Below are 15,977 nucleotides of genomic sequence, written 5' to 3' on the forward strand. Positions count from 1 at the left end.
ACCCATTTCACATTAGACTGCCGGAAACCCGAAACCGACATTGATTGAGGATACACATGGCAACGTTCAACGGTGACAATGGTAACAATGATCTTCTCGGCACCAACAATGACGATATCCTCAACGGTCTGGGCGGTAATGACACGCTGACCGGTCTGGCGGGAAACGATCTGCTCTCCGGGGGGGCTGGCAATGATTTCCTGGTCGGACGCGAAGGCAACGATACGCTCGATGGCGGCGCCGGAACCGACGAGGTTCTCTATTACCGCGAAACCGGTGCGAACGGGGTCAATGTCAACCTCGAAACCGGCGAGGCGACCGACACCCATGGCAACAGCGACCGGCTGATCGGGATCGAGCGGGTCTATGGCACCAGCCATAACGACGTGCTGACCGGGCGCAACAGCGCCGGCGACCTGCTGTCCGGGCGCACCGGCAATGACAGGATAGACGGGGGCGGCGGCAATGACACGCTGGTGGGCGGGGCGGGACGTGACTCGCTGATCGGCGGCAGCGGCAACGACATCGTGGCCTATTCGATGGAATCCGGCAGCAGTGGCGTGCGCGTCGATCTGCTGGCAGGCACGGCGACCGATACGTTTGGCAATACCGACACGCTCACCTCGATCGAATATGTGGTCGGAACCGACCGCAACGACATCCTGCTGGGAACAAATGTCGATGGCGACCGCCTGTTCGGCGGCGGCGGCGATGACTTCATCGATGGCCGCGACGGCAACAACCTGATCTTTACCGGAGACGGCGACGATCAGGTCGTTGTCGGGACCACCCAGGTCGATGCCCGCGATACCGTGGTGATCGAAGGGCATGGCAACAAGGTGATCACGGGCACCGGTGCCACGGGCACCCGTTATGCCCATCACCTGGTCTTTGACAATGACAGCGGCGTCACCGTGAACCTCGCCACCGGCATCGCCACCGCCACCGGGATGCGGGTCGATTTTTCCGCCGCGCTGTTCTTTCTCGAGGTCAACGGCACCTCGTATGACGATCACCTGATCGGCGGCAACACGCGTCACGACTACCTCGAATGGCTGAGCGGCAACCGCGGCAACGACACGATCGACGGCGGCGGCGGCAGCGGCAATACTGTCATCTACGATGACGAGGTCACGGTCGGATCCTTCAACCATGAGCTGGGACGGCAGGAATTCGGCAACCGCGGCGTGGTGGTCGACCTGGGCGCCGGCACCGCGACGGATACGTTCGGCGATACCGATACCCTGATCAATATCCATGATATCCGCGCCACCGGTTTTGGCGATCGGCTGGTCGGAAGCGCCGGCAACAACCGGTTCTGGGGCCTGGGTGGCAATGACACGATCGACGGCCGGGATGGCACCGACAGCGTGCATTACAGCGATGACACGCTGGGGGGCGGGACGGCTGGCGTGGTGCTGAACCTGGCGACGGGGACCGCCACCGACGGTTACGGGGATACCGACCGGCTGATCAACATCGAGGATGCGTTCGGCTCGGGCAGCAACGACAATTTCACCGGCAACGCGGTCAGCAACCGGCTCGAAGGCCTGGAAGGCGACGATACCCTGGATGGCGGTTTCGGCAATGACATCCTGCTGGGCGGGCTGGGCAATGACCATGTCATCGGCGGCGGCAATGATGACGAGATCTGGGGCAATGCGGGCAATGACACGCTGGATGGCGGCGCAGGCGCGGGCGATCTGGTGCAATATCGCGATGCCACGGCGGCAGTGACCATCAACCTGGAGACCGGCAGCGGCTCTGACGGGCTGGGCGGCACCGACACGATCCTGAACGTCGAGAACGTGCACGGTTCGGACCTGGGCGACCGCCTGACCGGCAATGGCATCATCAACCGGCTGTCCGGGTTCGAAGGGAATGACACGATCAGCGGCGGCGGCGGCAATGACATCCTGCTGGGCGGCAATGGCAGTGACAGCATCCTGGGCGGCGATGGCAATGACGAGATCTGGGGCGAGGCCGGCGCCGACACGATCGACGGCGGCGCCGGGTCGGGCGACCTGATCCGCTACCGCAACTCGGCCTCGGGGATCAGCGCCGACCTGCTGGCCGGTACGGTGCGGGACGGGTTTGGCGAGACCGACCGAGTGTCCAATGTCGAGCAGGTTCACGGCTCGGATTTCAACGATTTCCTGCAAGGATCGGACGCGGCCAACACCTTGCTGGGCTTTGAGGGCGCCGACACGCTGGCTGGCGGCGGCGGCGACGATGTGCTGTCGGGCGGCAATGGCGGCGACAGCTATGTCTTCTATGCCGGGGACAAGATCGACACGATCAACGACCTGGGCGCCAATGCGGGGGGCGACGACACCGTCTATATCATGAGTTACCGGTCCGAGAACGCCAACGTGGTGCTGGCCAACCCGACCGACCCCAACAACAAGGCGGTGGTGCTGAATTTCGGCAGCGACCGGGTGGTGATGGCCAATACACGGGACATCGGCGCCACCGGCGCGATCGAGCGGATCGTGTTCGGTGATGGCGAGGTCTGGAGCCAGGCGGATCTGGTGGCCCGAATCGGCCAGATCCTGATCCCGGCCTCGACCACGGCCACCGGGGGCGGCGACTCGCTGAGTGGCACCCGGAACGCCGATACCATTTCGGGGCTGGGCGGCGCCGATATCATCACCGCGCTGGAAGGCAATGACAGCATCGACGGCGGCACCGGCAACGACACGCTGCACGGCGGGGCGGGCGACGACACGCTCAAGGGCGGCAGCGGCAATGACCGGATGTCGGGCGGCGACGGCGCCGACAGGTTCATCGTCACCCTGGGCATGGGTCAGGACACGGTCACCGATTTCGACGGCGCTGTCGACCAGTTGGACCTGAGCGCGCTCAGCGCGGCCGAGCGCGCCGCCATCGTGATCTCGACCGATGGCGATGGCAACACGGTACACAGGCTGGGGGATGGCTCCTCGATCACCCTGGTGCCGACCCCGGTGAACCATGAGCCAACCGGCGCAGTGACAATCGGCGGCACCGCCCGGCAAAACGCCACCCTGACCGCGCAGACCTCCACTCTGGCCGATTTCGACGGGCTGGGCACCCTTCGGTACCAGTGGCTGCGGGACGGGGTTGCGATTGACGGCGCTACCAGCAGCGCGCGGATGCTGACCCAGGAGGATGTCGACGCCCGGCTGTCGGTCGTGGTCAGCTATACCGACGGGCGCGGCACCGCAGAAAGCGTGTCCAGTTCCGAAACCGCGGCAGTCGAGAACGTCAACGATGCGCCTGTCGGCTCCCCGGTGATCGAGGGCACGGCCCGCGAGGGCAACCTGCTGACCGTGAACACGGGCACGATCCGCGATACTGACGGGCTGGGCAGTTTCAGCTACCTGTGGCTGCGCGATGGCAACCCGATCGACGGTGCCACCGGCGACAGCCATGTGCTGGGACCCGACGATGTGGGCAGCACCATCCGCGTCCGGGTCAGCTATACCGACGGGCAGGGCACCGCAGAAACCCTGAGCAGCACCGCGACCTCTACCATCACCGGATCGGCCCTGACCCTGATCGGCACGCCCGGCAACGACGTGCTGACCGGCAATGGCGGCAACGACACATTGCGGGGGCTGGACGGCGCCGACCGCCTGGTCGCGCTCGAAGGCGATGACAGTCTGGAAGGCGGCGACGGCGCCGACATTCTCAACGGGGGCGACGGCAATGACACGATCATCGGCGGCGACACCGAGAATGACGTGCGCGACGTGATCTATGCCGGCGAGGGCGACGATACTGTCGATGCCGGATATGGCAACGATCTGGTCTATGGCCAGGGCGGCAACGACACCATCGCCGGCGGCTTCGGTGTCGACGAGATCCAGGGCCAGGACGGCGATGACGTGATCACCGGCTCCTCCTTCTCTGACCTCGTCTATGGCGGCGCGGGGGATGATTTCGTCAACGGTGGCTTCGGGCATGACAGGATCAATGGCGGCAGCGGGGCCGACAAGTTCTTCCATGTCGGTGTCGAGGGCCACGGGTCGGACTGGGTCCAGGATTACGCGGCCGCCGAAGGTGACGTGCTGCTTTTTGGCATCGGATCGGCCACCCGGGCCGATTTCCAGGTGAATTTCAATCACACGGAAAATGCCGAAGGCGAGCGCGCCGGCGACGATGCGGTCAAGGAAGCCTTTGTCATCTACAAGCCCACCGGCCAGATCATGTGGGCACTGGTGGATGGCGAAGGGCAATCCGCGATCAACCTACAGATCGGCTCGGATGTGTTCGATCTTTTGAGCTGACCCTTGTCGGGGGGCGAAGCGCCCCCCGACCGCTCTTTGGCGATGCTCAGACGCTCGGCTTCAGACCGCCCGTGGTCACGTGACATTTTGAAGATTGCACTCCTGTTTCTTGCCAACGGCGCACAGTTCTGTCGGCTTCCAACACGAGGGAAACAGGCTCTAACATGCTTGCTGAAGTGTCTACCCCATCGGAGTGGATCCGAGAGTGGTGAGGGCACTCTCATGGCTCATGAAGAAGCGCCCTCCGTTTCGATGGAGAACCTCCGCGCGGAAGTTCCGTGGTCTACTGCGCCTTCTGTGTTCCATACACGACCGGCACCGCCGAGGCGCGATCCTCCTGTGGCCTCAGATTTTGGGTTGATTACTCTAGGGATTTCCGCGCGAGGTTCTGCTGGCGCATCACCTCGAAGTGATAAGCAATCGCGTCGCCCACATCGTCAAAATAATGCAGCCGCCCATCCACCAGAACAGCACCTGCCTCGCACATCTGCCGCATCATCGGCGGCGCATGGGTGACCACGATCGCGCCCGCGTTGCGCATCCGCTCTTTGAACAGAGCCTGGGCCTTGACCCTGAAGTTCTCGTCGCCCACCGAGGTCACCTCGTCCACCAGATAGGTGTCGAAGGGGATGCCCATCGACACCCCAAAGCCCAGCCGCGCCCGCATCCCCGAAGAATAGGTACGGACCGGCTGATGAAAATGTATGCCCAGTTCGGCAAAACTTTCGACGAAGTAGAGCAACTCCTCGGTATCCACCCCATAGACCCGGGCAATGAACCGCACGTTCTGCGACCCGGTCAGGTCCTGGTGGAACCCGCCCGCCAGTCCCACGGGCCAGGAGATGGTTCCCGAGGTCCGGATACGCCCCGAATCTGGCTCGATAGAGCCCGCGATCATCCGCAACAGGGTCGACTTTCCCGCCCCGTTCCGGCCCAGCAGCCCCACCGACACTCCCGATGGAAAGGTGAGATTGAGATTGTCGGCGACCACCTTCTGCTGGCCGCGGAAATGGAACGCCTTGTTGAGGTTCTCGAGACGGATCATCGCTCGGGTCCGCCTATCTGCGGTCGCGCAGACTGTAATAGATCAAGAGCAGGATGAACCAGCTCACCATCAGGAACCCCGCCACTAGGAGCGTCAGGATCGACCGATCCGGTGCGGTTGCGGTTTCCGGCATGGTCGGCAGCAGATAGGGGGTGAGGTACCGGCTGGTGCGCTGCGCCTCGGACACGGCGGCATCATAGGCGCTCAGCGAGCTCAGATAGGTCTGTTCGGCAAAGCGCAGATCAACCTGCAGCTCCTCGTACTTGCCGACCACCTCGGCATAACCCTGCTCGGGGTCGCCGCTTTCGCTGGCCCCCTGACCGCCGACGCCGAGCTTCTTGCGCTCTTCACCGATCCGCTTCTCGATCACCTCGATGGTGCGGGCGATTTGCTCCAGGCGCGGGTCGTTGTCGCGAGAGGTCTGCGCCAGCTTGTCCCGCTCGATCAGCTCGGCGGCCAACTGGGTCTGCAGCGCATTCAAGAGCCCCATCTGCCCGGCGATATCCGCCTCAGGATCGACGATCTGGTTGTCGATCCGGAACGCGGTCAGCGCCTTGCGCGCCTCGATCAAACGGGCAATGGCCTTGTCGCGTTCTTCGGCCGCATAGCCAGTTGCGTCATCGCGGGCGATCGCACTCATCGCGTTGATCTTGCGGCTTGCCTCCTGAAACACCAGTTCCGCCAGGCGGTGCGCCTCTTGCGCGGTGAAGGCGAAGGTGCGCACCTCGATCAGCCGGTTGGAGCCGTAATAGACCCGCACCATGCTGGGCCAGTATTCTACCAGTTCCTCGATGCTGCTATCGGCCGACAGGGCAAAAACCGGGTCGTATTCCGGCCTGGAGAACACGGTGCGCAGATCCAGCTGCTCGTTGACATGTTCGACCATCTCCTGGCTTTGGATGTATTCATAGAGGATATCGGTATCCGACGAACTGGCCGAGGATATTCCCGCAAGCCCGCCCAGCACATCGAGCGCGGATTTAGTCTCCTCGGCGCGCACGGCAAAGCCCATGCGCGACTCGTACTGATCGGCCGCGACAAAGAACATGTACCACGCGGTCACGGCGACCGGGACGATCACCAGCAGCACGAAACTGGCAAGGATGCCACGGTGCCGGGGGCGCAACTGCGTGGTGCCCGCCATTGGCGGCACCTCGATCACTTGCGGCCCGGCCGGAAGGGCCGGGGCCGGTTTCGCTTGCGGCGCAGGAGCAGGCTGGGTCAATTCGGGACCTTTCCGAAAACCTTTGTATCCGGCCTCTTATACCACTAAGACGGCCATGAGAACCGCTCAATTGCCGCCGTGAAGACAACGTTTAGATGACCGCTCTCCCAGCCAAAACGCCACGCAACCGCCGCCTGCGGTCGGCGCGCACGATCCTGGCGCTGATGCTGCGCGAGATGGCCACCTCCTATGGCCGGTCGATCATGGGCTATCTCTGGGCGATCGTCGAACCGGTGGCCGCCCTGGCGCTGATGACGGTGGTGTTTTCCGTCTTCCTGCGATCACCACCGATCGGATCGAATTTCCCGCTGTTCTATGCCTCGGGTTTTCTCGTCTTCAACATCTATGTCGACGTGGGCAACAACGCCGCACGGGCGGTTCAGTATTCGCGGCCGCTGCTGGAGTTTCCCGCCGTGACCCCGCTGGATACTATCCTGGCCCGGTTTCTGCTCAACTTCCTGACCCATCTGATGGTCATCGCGATCATCCTGACAGGGATCATCGAAATCTACGATCTGCACCAAATCATGGATTTCCGCAAACTGATCCTGGCGCTCGTCATCGCAGGCGGGTTCGCGCTCAGCATCGGTGTCTTCAACTGTTACCTGTTCGTGGCCTACCCATCCTATGCCCAGATCTGGGCCATCCTGAACCGGCCGATGTTCATTGTATCGGGGATATTTTTCCTGTTCGACCAAGTGCCGCAGCCCTTTCGCGATATTCTCTGGTTCAATCCGATTGTCCATATCGTCGGATTGATGCGGGCAGGCATTTATCCGACCTACGAAGCGAACTACGTCTCAGTTACATATGTGATCGGAATTTCCATGGTGCTGAGCCTGATCGGACTACACTTGATCCGGCGCTACCTGCGGGACGCCATGAACCTCTGAGCAGACCCCCTCAGACCGGGCCGAGCGCGTTCAGCAAGGCCCGGAACCGCTCGATCATGCCGGCCTCCAGCAGATAATCCTGGCTGACATAGGGCGTATTGGCGACGGTGTGCTCCTCCAGCAGGCGCCCGGCCTTCGACAGGTTCTCGACCCGGTTGCCAAAGGTCTTCAGGAACATCCGCTCCAGATGGTCGTAAAGAAAGACCGGGTAGGGGCGCGCCTGTTGCAGGTAGGGCTTCATCCCGGCCTGGATCTCGGCCAGATCGTCGGCCAGTTCGTCCCGCTTGCGGGTCAGGGCAAACCGCACGGCCGGAGACGGCGTCCGTCCGGCAAAGGCCATCTTGTTCAAGAGCCGCAATGTCTCGGTATATTCCGGGGTCTGGCGGCGGTTCTCCCGTCGTTCCTCGGAGATATCGAGCTTGAGCCCAAGAACCTCGCGGCAAAAATGCGTGACGATGTCATCCCCAGCGGCAGTCATCATGTCGTAGGAAAAGATACGCAAGCGCCGGGGACCAAGCACCTTGGCCCAGGGTTCGAGACAGTTGAGGTAATTGAGGTAGATGCTTGCCATCGGGGCCGAGACCTGGTGATTGAGAAACTCCAGATAGGTCCGGCTGTTGCCATGCTTGACCAGTTCCTGCCAGACCGACGGCAAAAGGTGATCCCAGCGACGGGCGTAATAGACGATTTCAAGATCCTCCGGATCAAGCGCCTCGACCAGGATTCGCACCCCCTCGGCACCGATATGCGCAAGGTTCTCCGAGGAGAAGATCACCGTCCTGTTGTCGGGTAGCGCGGCTAGATTCTCGATCACGCCGGGCGGTACTTCGCGGAACTGCTGCAAGCGGGCAGGGATGCCATGGTGCCCCGGCAAAAGCAGCATCTCCGCGTGACGGCCAAAACCGGGATAGTCATATCCATGGACCAGAAGCGTGTCGCGATGCTCGAACAGGACCTCTTGCAGGCTACTGGTTCCGGTCTTGGCCGGGCCGATATGGATAATGAATTTTCTTTTCATCACTTTAACGCCAAACTATCTTTTTATGCGCAATCGGCCCGAAACCGGTTGCGCCTTGCCCACCCGTAATTGACATCCGGTACGCAATTTGACCAGTCCTATTCATGGCGAAGGGTGCCGGGGTTGGGTTTGACCCCCATATCCCCACCTGCTAAGCGCATGCAGATGTCGGACTAAAATGAACAGGCACGGACTTGTCTCGAATCAAACATGCGCTGCGGCTGATCTTCTTGTCACCTCGCCAGTTTCTCTATGTGCGCCGCATGAAGCGGAGCGGCCTGTTCGACCGCAAGTTCTATCTGGAAGTGAACCCGCTGATCCACTGGATCTTCCGGTTCTTTCCCGAACGTCATTATGTCCTGTTCGGCGAATCCGCCGGCCTTTATCCAAACCCCGATTTCTCTCCCAAGGCCTATCTCAAGCACAATCCCGACATCAGGTCGGGCGGCATGGCCCCGTTCGATCATTATCTGCGCGCCGGCCGCCACGAGCAGCGGGTGACCCGGGATCTGCCCTCGGATGGGGGCGGGTTGAGTATTCCGCTGCCAAAACTGCGCGGTGCCGAGGCGAACCCCGCCGATTACGCGGTGGTGGTCCATATCTATTATCATGACCTGTGGGAAGAATTCGAAGCCCGCCTCAAGATGCTGGATTTCGATTTCGATCTCTTCGTGTCGATCACCTACAAGGGCGACGAGACCGAGGCCTTGGCCGAGCAGATCCGCGAGGCATGGCCGCGGTCCCGCGTGGTCCCGATGCCCAATCACGGGCGCGACATCTTCCCCTTCCTCCACCTGATCAATGCCGGCCTGCTGTCGGGCTACAAAGCCGTCTGCAAGTTTCACACCAAGAAGTCGCCGCACCGCCAGGACGGCGACACCTGGCGGCGGCACCTGATCGACGGGATCCTGCCCGAGGCCGGAACCCGGGCGCTGCTGGAACGCTTCGTGGCAGAGCCCGATGCCGCCTTCTGGGTGGCCGATGGCCAGCATTACAACGATCCGCAATGGTGGGGTTCGAACCTGAACCGCACCACCGAGTTGCTGCAACGGATCGAGGTCCCGGTTGACAAGGACCGGCTGTCCTTCCCGGCCGGTTCGATCTACTGGCTCAAGCCCCAGATCGTGACCCTGCTGCGCGGCCTGCAACTGGGGACCGAGAATTTCGACCTCGAACTGGGGCAGACCGACGGCACCGTGGCGCATGCGATCGAGCGGGTGCTGGGGGTGATGACGGACGCGATGGGCATGCATATCCTGCAAACTTCGCAGCTGGCGGCCCTGCCCGCGCCGGAACCGGCCGCGCCCGGCCCCTCCTTCGTGTCGGCCTTCTACCTGCCGCAGTTCCACCCAACCCCCGAGAACGATGCCTGGTGGGGCAAGGGATTCACCGAATGGATGGCGGCAACCCGCGCCCAGCCGAATTTCGTGGGCCATGCCCACCCGGTCCTGCCCTCGGATCTGGGTTTTTATGACCTGCGCGTCACCGAAACCCTGGGCCAGCAGGCGGAACTGGCGCGCGCGGCCGGCATCGACGCCTTTTGTGTCTATCATTACTGGTTCGACGGGCGTCGCATCCTGGAAACGCCCATCGACCGGTTGATGGAGCGGCCCGATATCGCATTCCCCTTCTACCTGTGCTGGGCCAACGAAAGCTGGCGGCGCAACTGGGACGGGATGAGCGGCGAAATCCTGCTGGAGCAATCTTACGCGCCGGGTTTTGCCGCCAGCCTGGCCGAAAGCCTGGTCCCCTATTTCAACGACCCGCGCTACCAGCGCCCCGACGGGATGCGGCCGCGCTTTGTCATCTACCGGCCCGAGGACATGCCCGACCCGGCCGCCGCCGTGGCGGAAATGCGCGAAACCTGGCGCCGCCTGGGCGTGGGCGAGGTCGAACTGGGCGCGGTCCTGTTCCATATCGAGGGCGAAAGCCCGGTCGAGGCCGACCTGTTCGACTTCTGGGTCGAGATGCCGCCACACGGGCTGGTGGGGATGGACGATTACCTGTTCGGCGGTCCCGACGGCAACCGGATGCAGGCCGGTGTCATGCCGGCCTTCTCGGGTCTGATCTATGACTATGACGCGGTGCGCCGCAACAGCCAGTCCGCGCGCTACATGTCAAAACTGCCGGCCCACACGATCGCCGGAATCATGCCTAGCTGGGACAATACCGCCCGGCGCGGGCGTGATGCGCATATGGCCTATGGCGCCAATCCGGTCAGCTTCGAACGCTGGCTGCGGGAAATGCTGAAAACCCGGATTCCCCATGCCTACCGGGGAGAGTTGATGATCAACGCCTGGAACGAATGGGCGGAAAAAGCGATGCTGGAGCCGACCCAGCAATACGGGTCGGCCAATCTCGATGTCCTGAGGCGGAATCTATGATCGAGTTTCACGGCACCTGCCCCATATGCGGATCCACTGAGGGGTTCGAAAGCAAAGACAACTGGTTCCGCGACCACCTGTTTTGCCGCAGCTGCGGTTCGCTGCCCCGCGAGCGCATCTTCACCTGGGCGCTGGAGGTCTTCCGCCCCGAGTGGCGCGAGATGCAGGTCCATGAATGTGCCCCTTCCGAACGCGCCGTGTCACGCCGTCTGGCCGAGAAGTGCAAGGGCTACATCGGATCGCACTACTACCCCGATGTTCCGCGCGGCGAAACACGGGACGGCTTCCGCTCGGAGGACCTCGAAGCCCTCACCTTCGCCGATCAAAGCCTCCACCTCCACCTCCACCTGGACGTGATGGAACATGTCAACCGCCCCGACCGGGCGATCCGCGAGATGTGTCGTACCCTGCGGCCCGGCGGGCTCGCGATCTTCACCACCCCGGTCTATCACGATCAGGCCGAGAACGACCGCCGGGCAATCTATTTCGAGGATGGTGTCGAGCATCTCGCCCCGCCCGAGTATCACGGCAACCCGATCGACACCGAGGGCGGCGCGCTGGTCACCTTCCGCTTTGGGCGCAACTTCAGCAGCCTAATCCGGATGTGGGAGCCGAATTTCGCCGTCACGCACCTGATCCCCGAGGATCCCAGCATTGGTGCGGTGGGTGAGTTCCGCGACGTTTTCGTCCTGCGCCGCATCGGCTGAGGGTCGGCAATGAGTGCACAGGTCACGGTCCTGCTGGCAATCCGCAACGGCGGTACGGAGCTGGAACCGCAACTCGACAGCTACCTGGATCAGACCCTGAAACCGACCTGCATCCTGGCCTCGGATGACGGCTCGACCGATGACAGCCGGGCGGTGTTCACCCGCTTTGCCGAACGCGCCCGCGCGGCGGGCGTCACCTGTCAGTTGTTCGACGGGCCGCAACGCGGCCCCACCGCCAATTTCCTGTCGCTGCTGGCCCGGCCCGGGCCGGACACCACCCATGTGGCACTGTCCGACCAAGACGATATCTGGCTGCCCGGCAAGCTGGAGGACGCAGTCGCGCGCCTGTCCCCGCACAGCGGCACACCGGCCCTGGTCGGAACGCGCAGTTGGGAATGGGATCCTGACAGTGACCGGCGGCAGTTGTCACGCCCGGTGCCCGAGCCGCATGATTTCCGCCATGCGCTGGTGCAGAACTATGCCGGAGGCAACACCATGGTGCTGAACCGGGCCGGCATTGACCTGATCCAGAGCGCCCTGCCCCGGATCCGGGACGCAGCGGTGCATGACTGGTGGCTCTACCAGATGGTGTCCGGCGCCGGTGGGACAATCCTGCTGGGCGAGACACCGCATATCCTCTACCGGCAGCATCACCACAACCAGATCGGTGCCAATACCGGCTTCGACTCCAAGCTGCGCCGTTTCAAGGCAATGCTGCGCGGCACCTACCGGGGCTGGAACGACCTGAACGTCGCCGCGCTCATGGCCACGCGCGATCTGCTGACACCAGAGGCCTGCCAGATCCTGAGTCGGTTCGACGAAGCCCGTCACGGCCCCTTGCATAAGCGGTTGGCAATGCTGCGCGCCACCGGGCTGCATCGCAAGGGGCATGTGAACCAGGCCACGCTCTGGCTGGCAGCAATACTGGGCAAGATCTGACCCGGCCGGACAGGGCTACACGCTATACTTTGCCTTCCAGGCATAGAATGTGCCCTCCGGCATGCCGTGCTTGCGGCACAGGTCGATGCACTTCGCTCCGGCCTCATGCTCGGCCAGGATTCTGATGATCTGTTCTTCGCTGTATCGCGTTCGCTTCATGGTCCGTCCCTTCCCTGGGTCGGCCTCTCGTTCCAGGTGGGGGAAAAATCTCGTGGCAGGTCAGGGGCTTCGTGGCGGGAAGCACGGCATGTTCAAGAAGCTTGATCGGCGCCAAGTTCCTCGGCAACATGGACAGCAGGACGTTCTACTTGGGGAATGTCAATTGCATTGCCTTTCGCGGCGGAATACCGATCGGAAGAACAATATTGGGGCCACGCATGCCAGGCGATCTTTCGTTACTCGAAAAGACCCTCACCGCCGCGCAACGCGATATGGCGACGGTGACCAAAAAGGGCGCGTCACTGGCCGCGGCTCCGTACGGATCGCGGGAGCATCGGACTGTCACTCATGTGGACGACCGCGGTACGGTGACCGAATTGTTCGACACCCGGTGGAACTGGCATCCGGATCCGGTCTGCTTTGCCTATACCTACACGATCCGGCAAGGACGGGCCAAGGGATGGGGCCTGCACAAACAGCACGAGGACCGCTACTTCCTGCTGGATGGTCGGATGGAGATCGTCTGCTATGACGTCAGGCCAGACAGTCCGACGTGCGGTCAGATCAGCAAGATCGTACTGTCGCCGGAAAACCCGCGTATCTTCAGCATTCCGACCTTTGTCTGGCACGTAAACATCAACATCGGCTCCGGCGACTTGCGGGTGATCAATTTCCCCACGCAACCCTATGACCACACAAACCCGGACAAGTACCGGTTGCCGCTCGATACCGATCTCATTCCCTACCGCCTCGATCCCTCGATCGGTTGGTGATGGTGGAGCGCCCCTATTTTACTGTGCTCATGCCCACCAACGGGCGGGAGGACGTGGTCGGACATGCCATAGGCTCGGTCTTGGCCCAGACCGAAACGGATTTCGAGCTTCTGGTGGTCGGTGATGGCTGCACGGACGGGACAGAATCGTGCGTCCGTGCAATCGGTGACCCACGGTTGCGCTGGCTGGGTTATGACAAGGCGCCCGGTCCGGGCTATGGGAATCGCAACCGCGCATTGCACGAAGCACGGGGCGAGGTTATCGCCTTTGCCCAGCATGATGATCTCATGTTTCCCGATCATCTGCAGATCATGCGGCAGTTGTTCCGGCGCACGACGGCGATGTGGGCCTACAGCCGCCCGCTGTGGATCGACGACGACGGCTTTATCATTCCGTTTTTCGTGAACCTGACCGTGCCTGCGGCGCGAAACGCGTTCATGACGCAGCGCAACGTGATCCCGTCGAATTGCGTGGCTGCCCGACGGGACGCGTTGCTGGCGGTTGGCGGATTTGATGCCACAGCCGAGCGGGCAGGAGACTGGGTACTCTGGAAAGCCGTGATCGAGCAATATGGCCCCAACTCGATTGCCTTTGCCCGAACTCCGACCAGTCTGCATTTCCGGGCGCTCTGGAAGCCAGGTGAAAAACCGTGGGGGCCGCCACCCCTGAGCCATATGGCTGCCATGGCGCGGTTTTCGCCGCAATGGCCCCGCGCGCTGAAGCTGGATCTTGAACCGGGGATGCCACCACAGGCGCATGTCGCCGCGATGCTCGAGGCGGATACCGCAGGACTCGTCGCAAGAATTCGGGCCTCAACAGCAAATCTGCAGGATCACTTCGCCTGGATCTCGAGCTTCAATCCTCTCGAGGCCGGCGGAGGATAGAGAACGGCGCAGACGTGAAGAGGTGCTATGCCGAAGAGGAACGCGAACAGTTTGCGTGGGCGACGACAGGATACGGTGTCAGGCTGGGGTGAGAAACGAACTCAGCCCTGGCGCAGCATGTGCGCGGGCTGGTCCAGGAACCACTGGTAGGTTTCGGCGATCCCCTGCTCCAGACCGATGCTGGCCCGCCAGCCCAGCCGCGCCAGCCGGCTCACGTCCATCAGCTTGCGCGGGGTGCCGTCGGGCTTGTCCGGGTCGGTGGCGATGCGCCCGGTATAGCCGGTGATCCGCGCCACCAGCCGGGCCAGGTCAAGGATCGAGATGTCCTCGCCCGAGCCCACGTTGATATGGCTCAGCATCGGCTGGGTCTCGCGGCCATAGGTCCGGGCATCGAGATTCAGTACAAAGAGGCTTGCCTCGGCCATGTCGTCCACATGCAGGAACTCGCGCCGCGGCGTGCCTGTGCCCCAGATCACCACCTCGTCCAGCCCGTCCCGCGCGGCCACGTGGAACCGGCGCATCAGCGCCGGCAGGACATGGGAATTGTCGGGGTGAAAATTGTCGCCCGGCCCGTAAAGATTCGTCGGCATCACCGAGCGGTAATCGACCCCGTATTGCCGGTTGTAGCTCTCGCACAGCTTGATGCCCGCAATCTTGGCCACGGCATAGGGTTCGTTGGTGGGCTCCAGCACCCCCGTCAACAACGCGTCCTCGCGCATCGGCTGCGGCACCGCGCGCGGATAGATGCAGGACGAACCCAGTTGCAGCAATCGCGTGACCCCGGCGGCATAGGCCTGGTGGATCACGTTGCATTCGATCATCAGATTTTCATAGATGAACTCGGCCGGATAGCTGTTGTTGGCATGGATGCCACCGACCTTGGCGGCGGCCAGGATCACCACGTCCGGACGCTCGGTCTGCATGAAATCCCGCACGGCGACCTGATCGGTCAGGTCCAGGTCGGCATGGGTTCTCGTCAGCAGGGTAAGCGGCTCGCCCGCCTCCTGCCGCGCCGCCAGACGACGCAGGATCGCTCCCCCGACCATGCCCCGATGTCCGGCAATGTAGTATCGCATGATGTCAGCTTTTCTTGAATGGCTGGCCCTGTCACGCGTCGCAAAGGACACTGGCAGGTTCCGCCATCTTTACACCGAACAGAGTTCCGGCTGAAGAGCCGGGGAAGAAGAGAATGAACGCCGCTTCGACCCTGTTATTTCAAAAGAGAGGCCACCTGCTCCTTGGCATGGTCCAGCGTTCTCTGAAGCTCGTCGAGCTTCTCGGCGCGAAACCCCCGGACAATGGCCTTTACATCTGTTGTAGAAATGTCAGGGGTGCGTGGCACATAAGTGACCAGGCATCCCGTCTCTTCTCCAAGCGCATCGAACTTTCCGGCCCAGTCATCGCCCATTGCGAAGATGTCGGCCTTGAACCTGCGGATGTCATCGGCCTTCTGCTCCCAGGTATTCTCAGCGAACACCTCGTCGACATGGATGCAGGCCTTCAGTATCTCGACCCGAGCCTCGTGGCTGTAGATGGCGCTCTTGCCCTTGCGCGCGTTGAACTCGTCGGTCGAGCAGCCGACGATCAACCGGTCCCCCAGCGCCCTCAGGCGTTTGAGCAACCGAACATGGCCAATGTGAAACAGATCGAACGTACCATAGGTAATGACGGTTTTCATG

The 15,977-nt window shown here is 62.4% G+C and carries 12 protein-coding genes and 1 pseudogene; 7 read left to right on the forward strand and 6 right to left on the reverse strand.

Annotated elements, in window-relative coordinates; translation table 11 throughout:
- The first annotated feature begins 56 nt into the window (after positions 1–56).
- Positions 57–4,271 (forward strand): beta strand repeat-containing protein, encoded by a 4,215-nt coding sequence (locus tag OE747_RS21230; RefSeq protein WP_263830470.1) that lies wholly within the window; start codon positions 57–59, stop codon positions 4,269–4,271.
- Positions 4,272–4,632: 361 nt separating this feature from the next.
- On the opposite strand, the gene OE747_RS21235 is transcribed toward OE747_RS21230, so the two are convergent.
- Complete coding sequence (locus tag OE747_RS21235) at positions 4,633–5,316, reverse strand: ABC transporter ATP-binding protein (RefSeq protein WP_263830471.1); 684 nt, start codon at positions 5,314–5,316, stop codon at positions 4,633–4,635.
- A 13-nt stretch (positions 5,317–5,329) separates the two neighbouring features.
- The gene (locus tag OE747_RS21240; protein ID WP_263830472.1) at positions 5,330–6,541 is read right to left on the reverse strand and encodes a sugar transporter; all 1,212 of its coding nucleotides are present in this window, start codon (positions 6,539–6,541) and stop codon (positions 5,330–5,332) included.
- Positions 6,542–6,636: 95 nt separating this feature from the next.
- Between OE747_RS21240 and OE747_RS21245 the strand changes: the two genes are divergently transcribed.
- A complete protein-coding gene (locus OE747_RS21245; RefSeq protein WP_263830473.1) occupies positions 6,637–7,434 on the forward strand; it encodes an ABC transporter permease in 798 nt (265 codons plus the stop codon).
- A gap of 10 nt (positions 7,435–7,444) precedes the next feature.
- Here the strand turns inward: OE747_RS21245 and OE747_RS21250 are convergent, their stop codons facing one another.
- Positions 7,445–8,452, reverse strand: coding sequence for a sulfotransferase domain-containing protein (locus tag OE747_RS21250; protein WP_263830474.1), 1,008 nt, complete (start codon positions 8,450–8,452; stop codon positions 7,445–7,447).
- A gap of 194 nt (positions 8,453–8,646) precedes the next feature.
- On the opposite strand from OE747_RS21250, the gene OE747_RS21255 reads away from it, so the two are divergent.
- The 3 genes from OE747_RS21255 to OE747_RS21265 are packed head-to-tail and all read left to right on the forward strand — an operon-like array spanning position 8,647 to position 12,482.
- Positions 8,647–10,836, forward strand: a complete 2,190-nt coding sequence (locus OE747_RS21255; protein WP_263830475.1) for a glycoside hydrolase family 99-like domain-containing protein — start codon at positions 8,647–8,649, stop codon at positions 10,834–10,836.
- Complete coding sequence (locus OE747_RS21260; protein WP_263830476.1) at positions 10,833–11,543, forward strand: methyltransferase domain-containing protein; 711 nt, start codon at positions 10,833–10,835, stop codon at positions 11,541–11,543. The genes OE747_RS21255 and OE747_RS21260 overlap by 4 nt, the downstream gene beginning before the upstream one ends.
- A 9-nt stretch (positions 11,544–11,552) precedes the next feature.
- Positions 11,553–12,482 (forward strand): glycosyltransferase, encoded by a 930-nt coding sequence (locus OE747_RS21265; RefSeq protein ID WP_263830477.1) that lies wholly within the window; start codon positions 11,553–11,555, stop codon positions 12,480–12,482.
- A 24-nt stretch (positions 12,483–12,506) separates the two neighbouring features.
- Here OE747_RS21265 and OE747_RS21270 read toward each other — a convergent pair.
- Positions 12,507–12,641, reverse strand: a pseudogene (locus tag OE747_RS21270) (transposase); the annotation flags it as partial.
- A gap of 101 nt (positions 12,642–12,742) precedes the next feature.
- Between OE747_RS21270 and OE747_RS21275 the strand changes: the two are divergent.
- Both OE747_RS21275 and OE747_RS21280 read left to right on the forward strand, forming a co-directional pair.
- Positions 12,743–13,414: a dTDP-4-dehydrorhamnose 3,5-epimerase family protein gene (locus OE747_RS21275; RefSeq protein ID WP_263830478.1), complete on the forward strand. Its 672-nt coding sequence runs from the start codon at positions 12,743–12,745 to the stop codon at positions 13,412–13,414.
- A complete protein-coding gene (locus tag OE747_RS21280; RefSeq protein WP_404818346.1) occupies positions 13,414–14,298 on the forward strand; it encodes a glycosyltransferase family 2 protein in 885 nt (294 codons plus the stop codon). Before OE747_RS21275 ends, OE747_RS21280 begins: the two co-directional genes overlap by 1 nt.
- 101 nt (positions 14,299–14,399) lie before the next feature.
- On the opposite strand, the gene fcl is transcribed toward OE747_RS21280, so the two are convergent.
- On the reverse strand, positions 14,400–15,374 hold the full coding sequence (fcl, locus tag OE747_RS21285) for a GDP-L-fucose synthase (RefSeq protein WP_263830479.1): 975 nt from the start codon (positions 15,372–15,374) through the stop codon (positions 14,400–14,402).
- 134 nt (positions 15,375–15,508) lie between these two features.
- Complete coding sequence (locus OE747_RS21290; protein WP_263830480.1) at positions 15,509–15,976, reverse strand: adenylyltransferase/cytidyltransferase family protein; 468 nt, start codon at positions 15,974–15,976, stop codon at positions 15,509–15,511.
- Position 15,977: the final 1 nt, after the last annotated feature.

The organism is Ruegeria aquimaris, from assembly GCF_025751555.1.
Taxonomy (GTDB): domain Bacteria; phylum Pseudomonadota; class Alphaproteobacteria; order Rhodobacterales; family Rhodobacteraceae; genus Ruegeria_B; species Ruegeria_B aquimaris.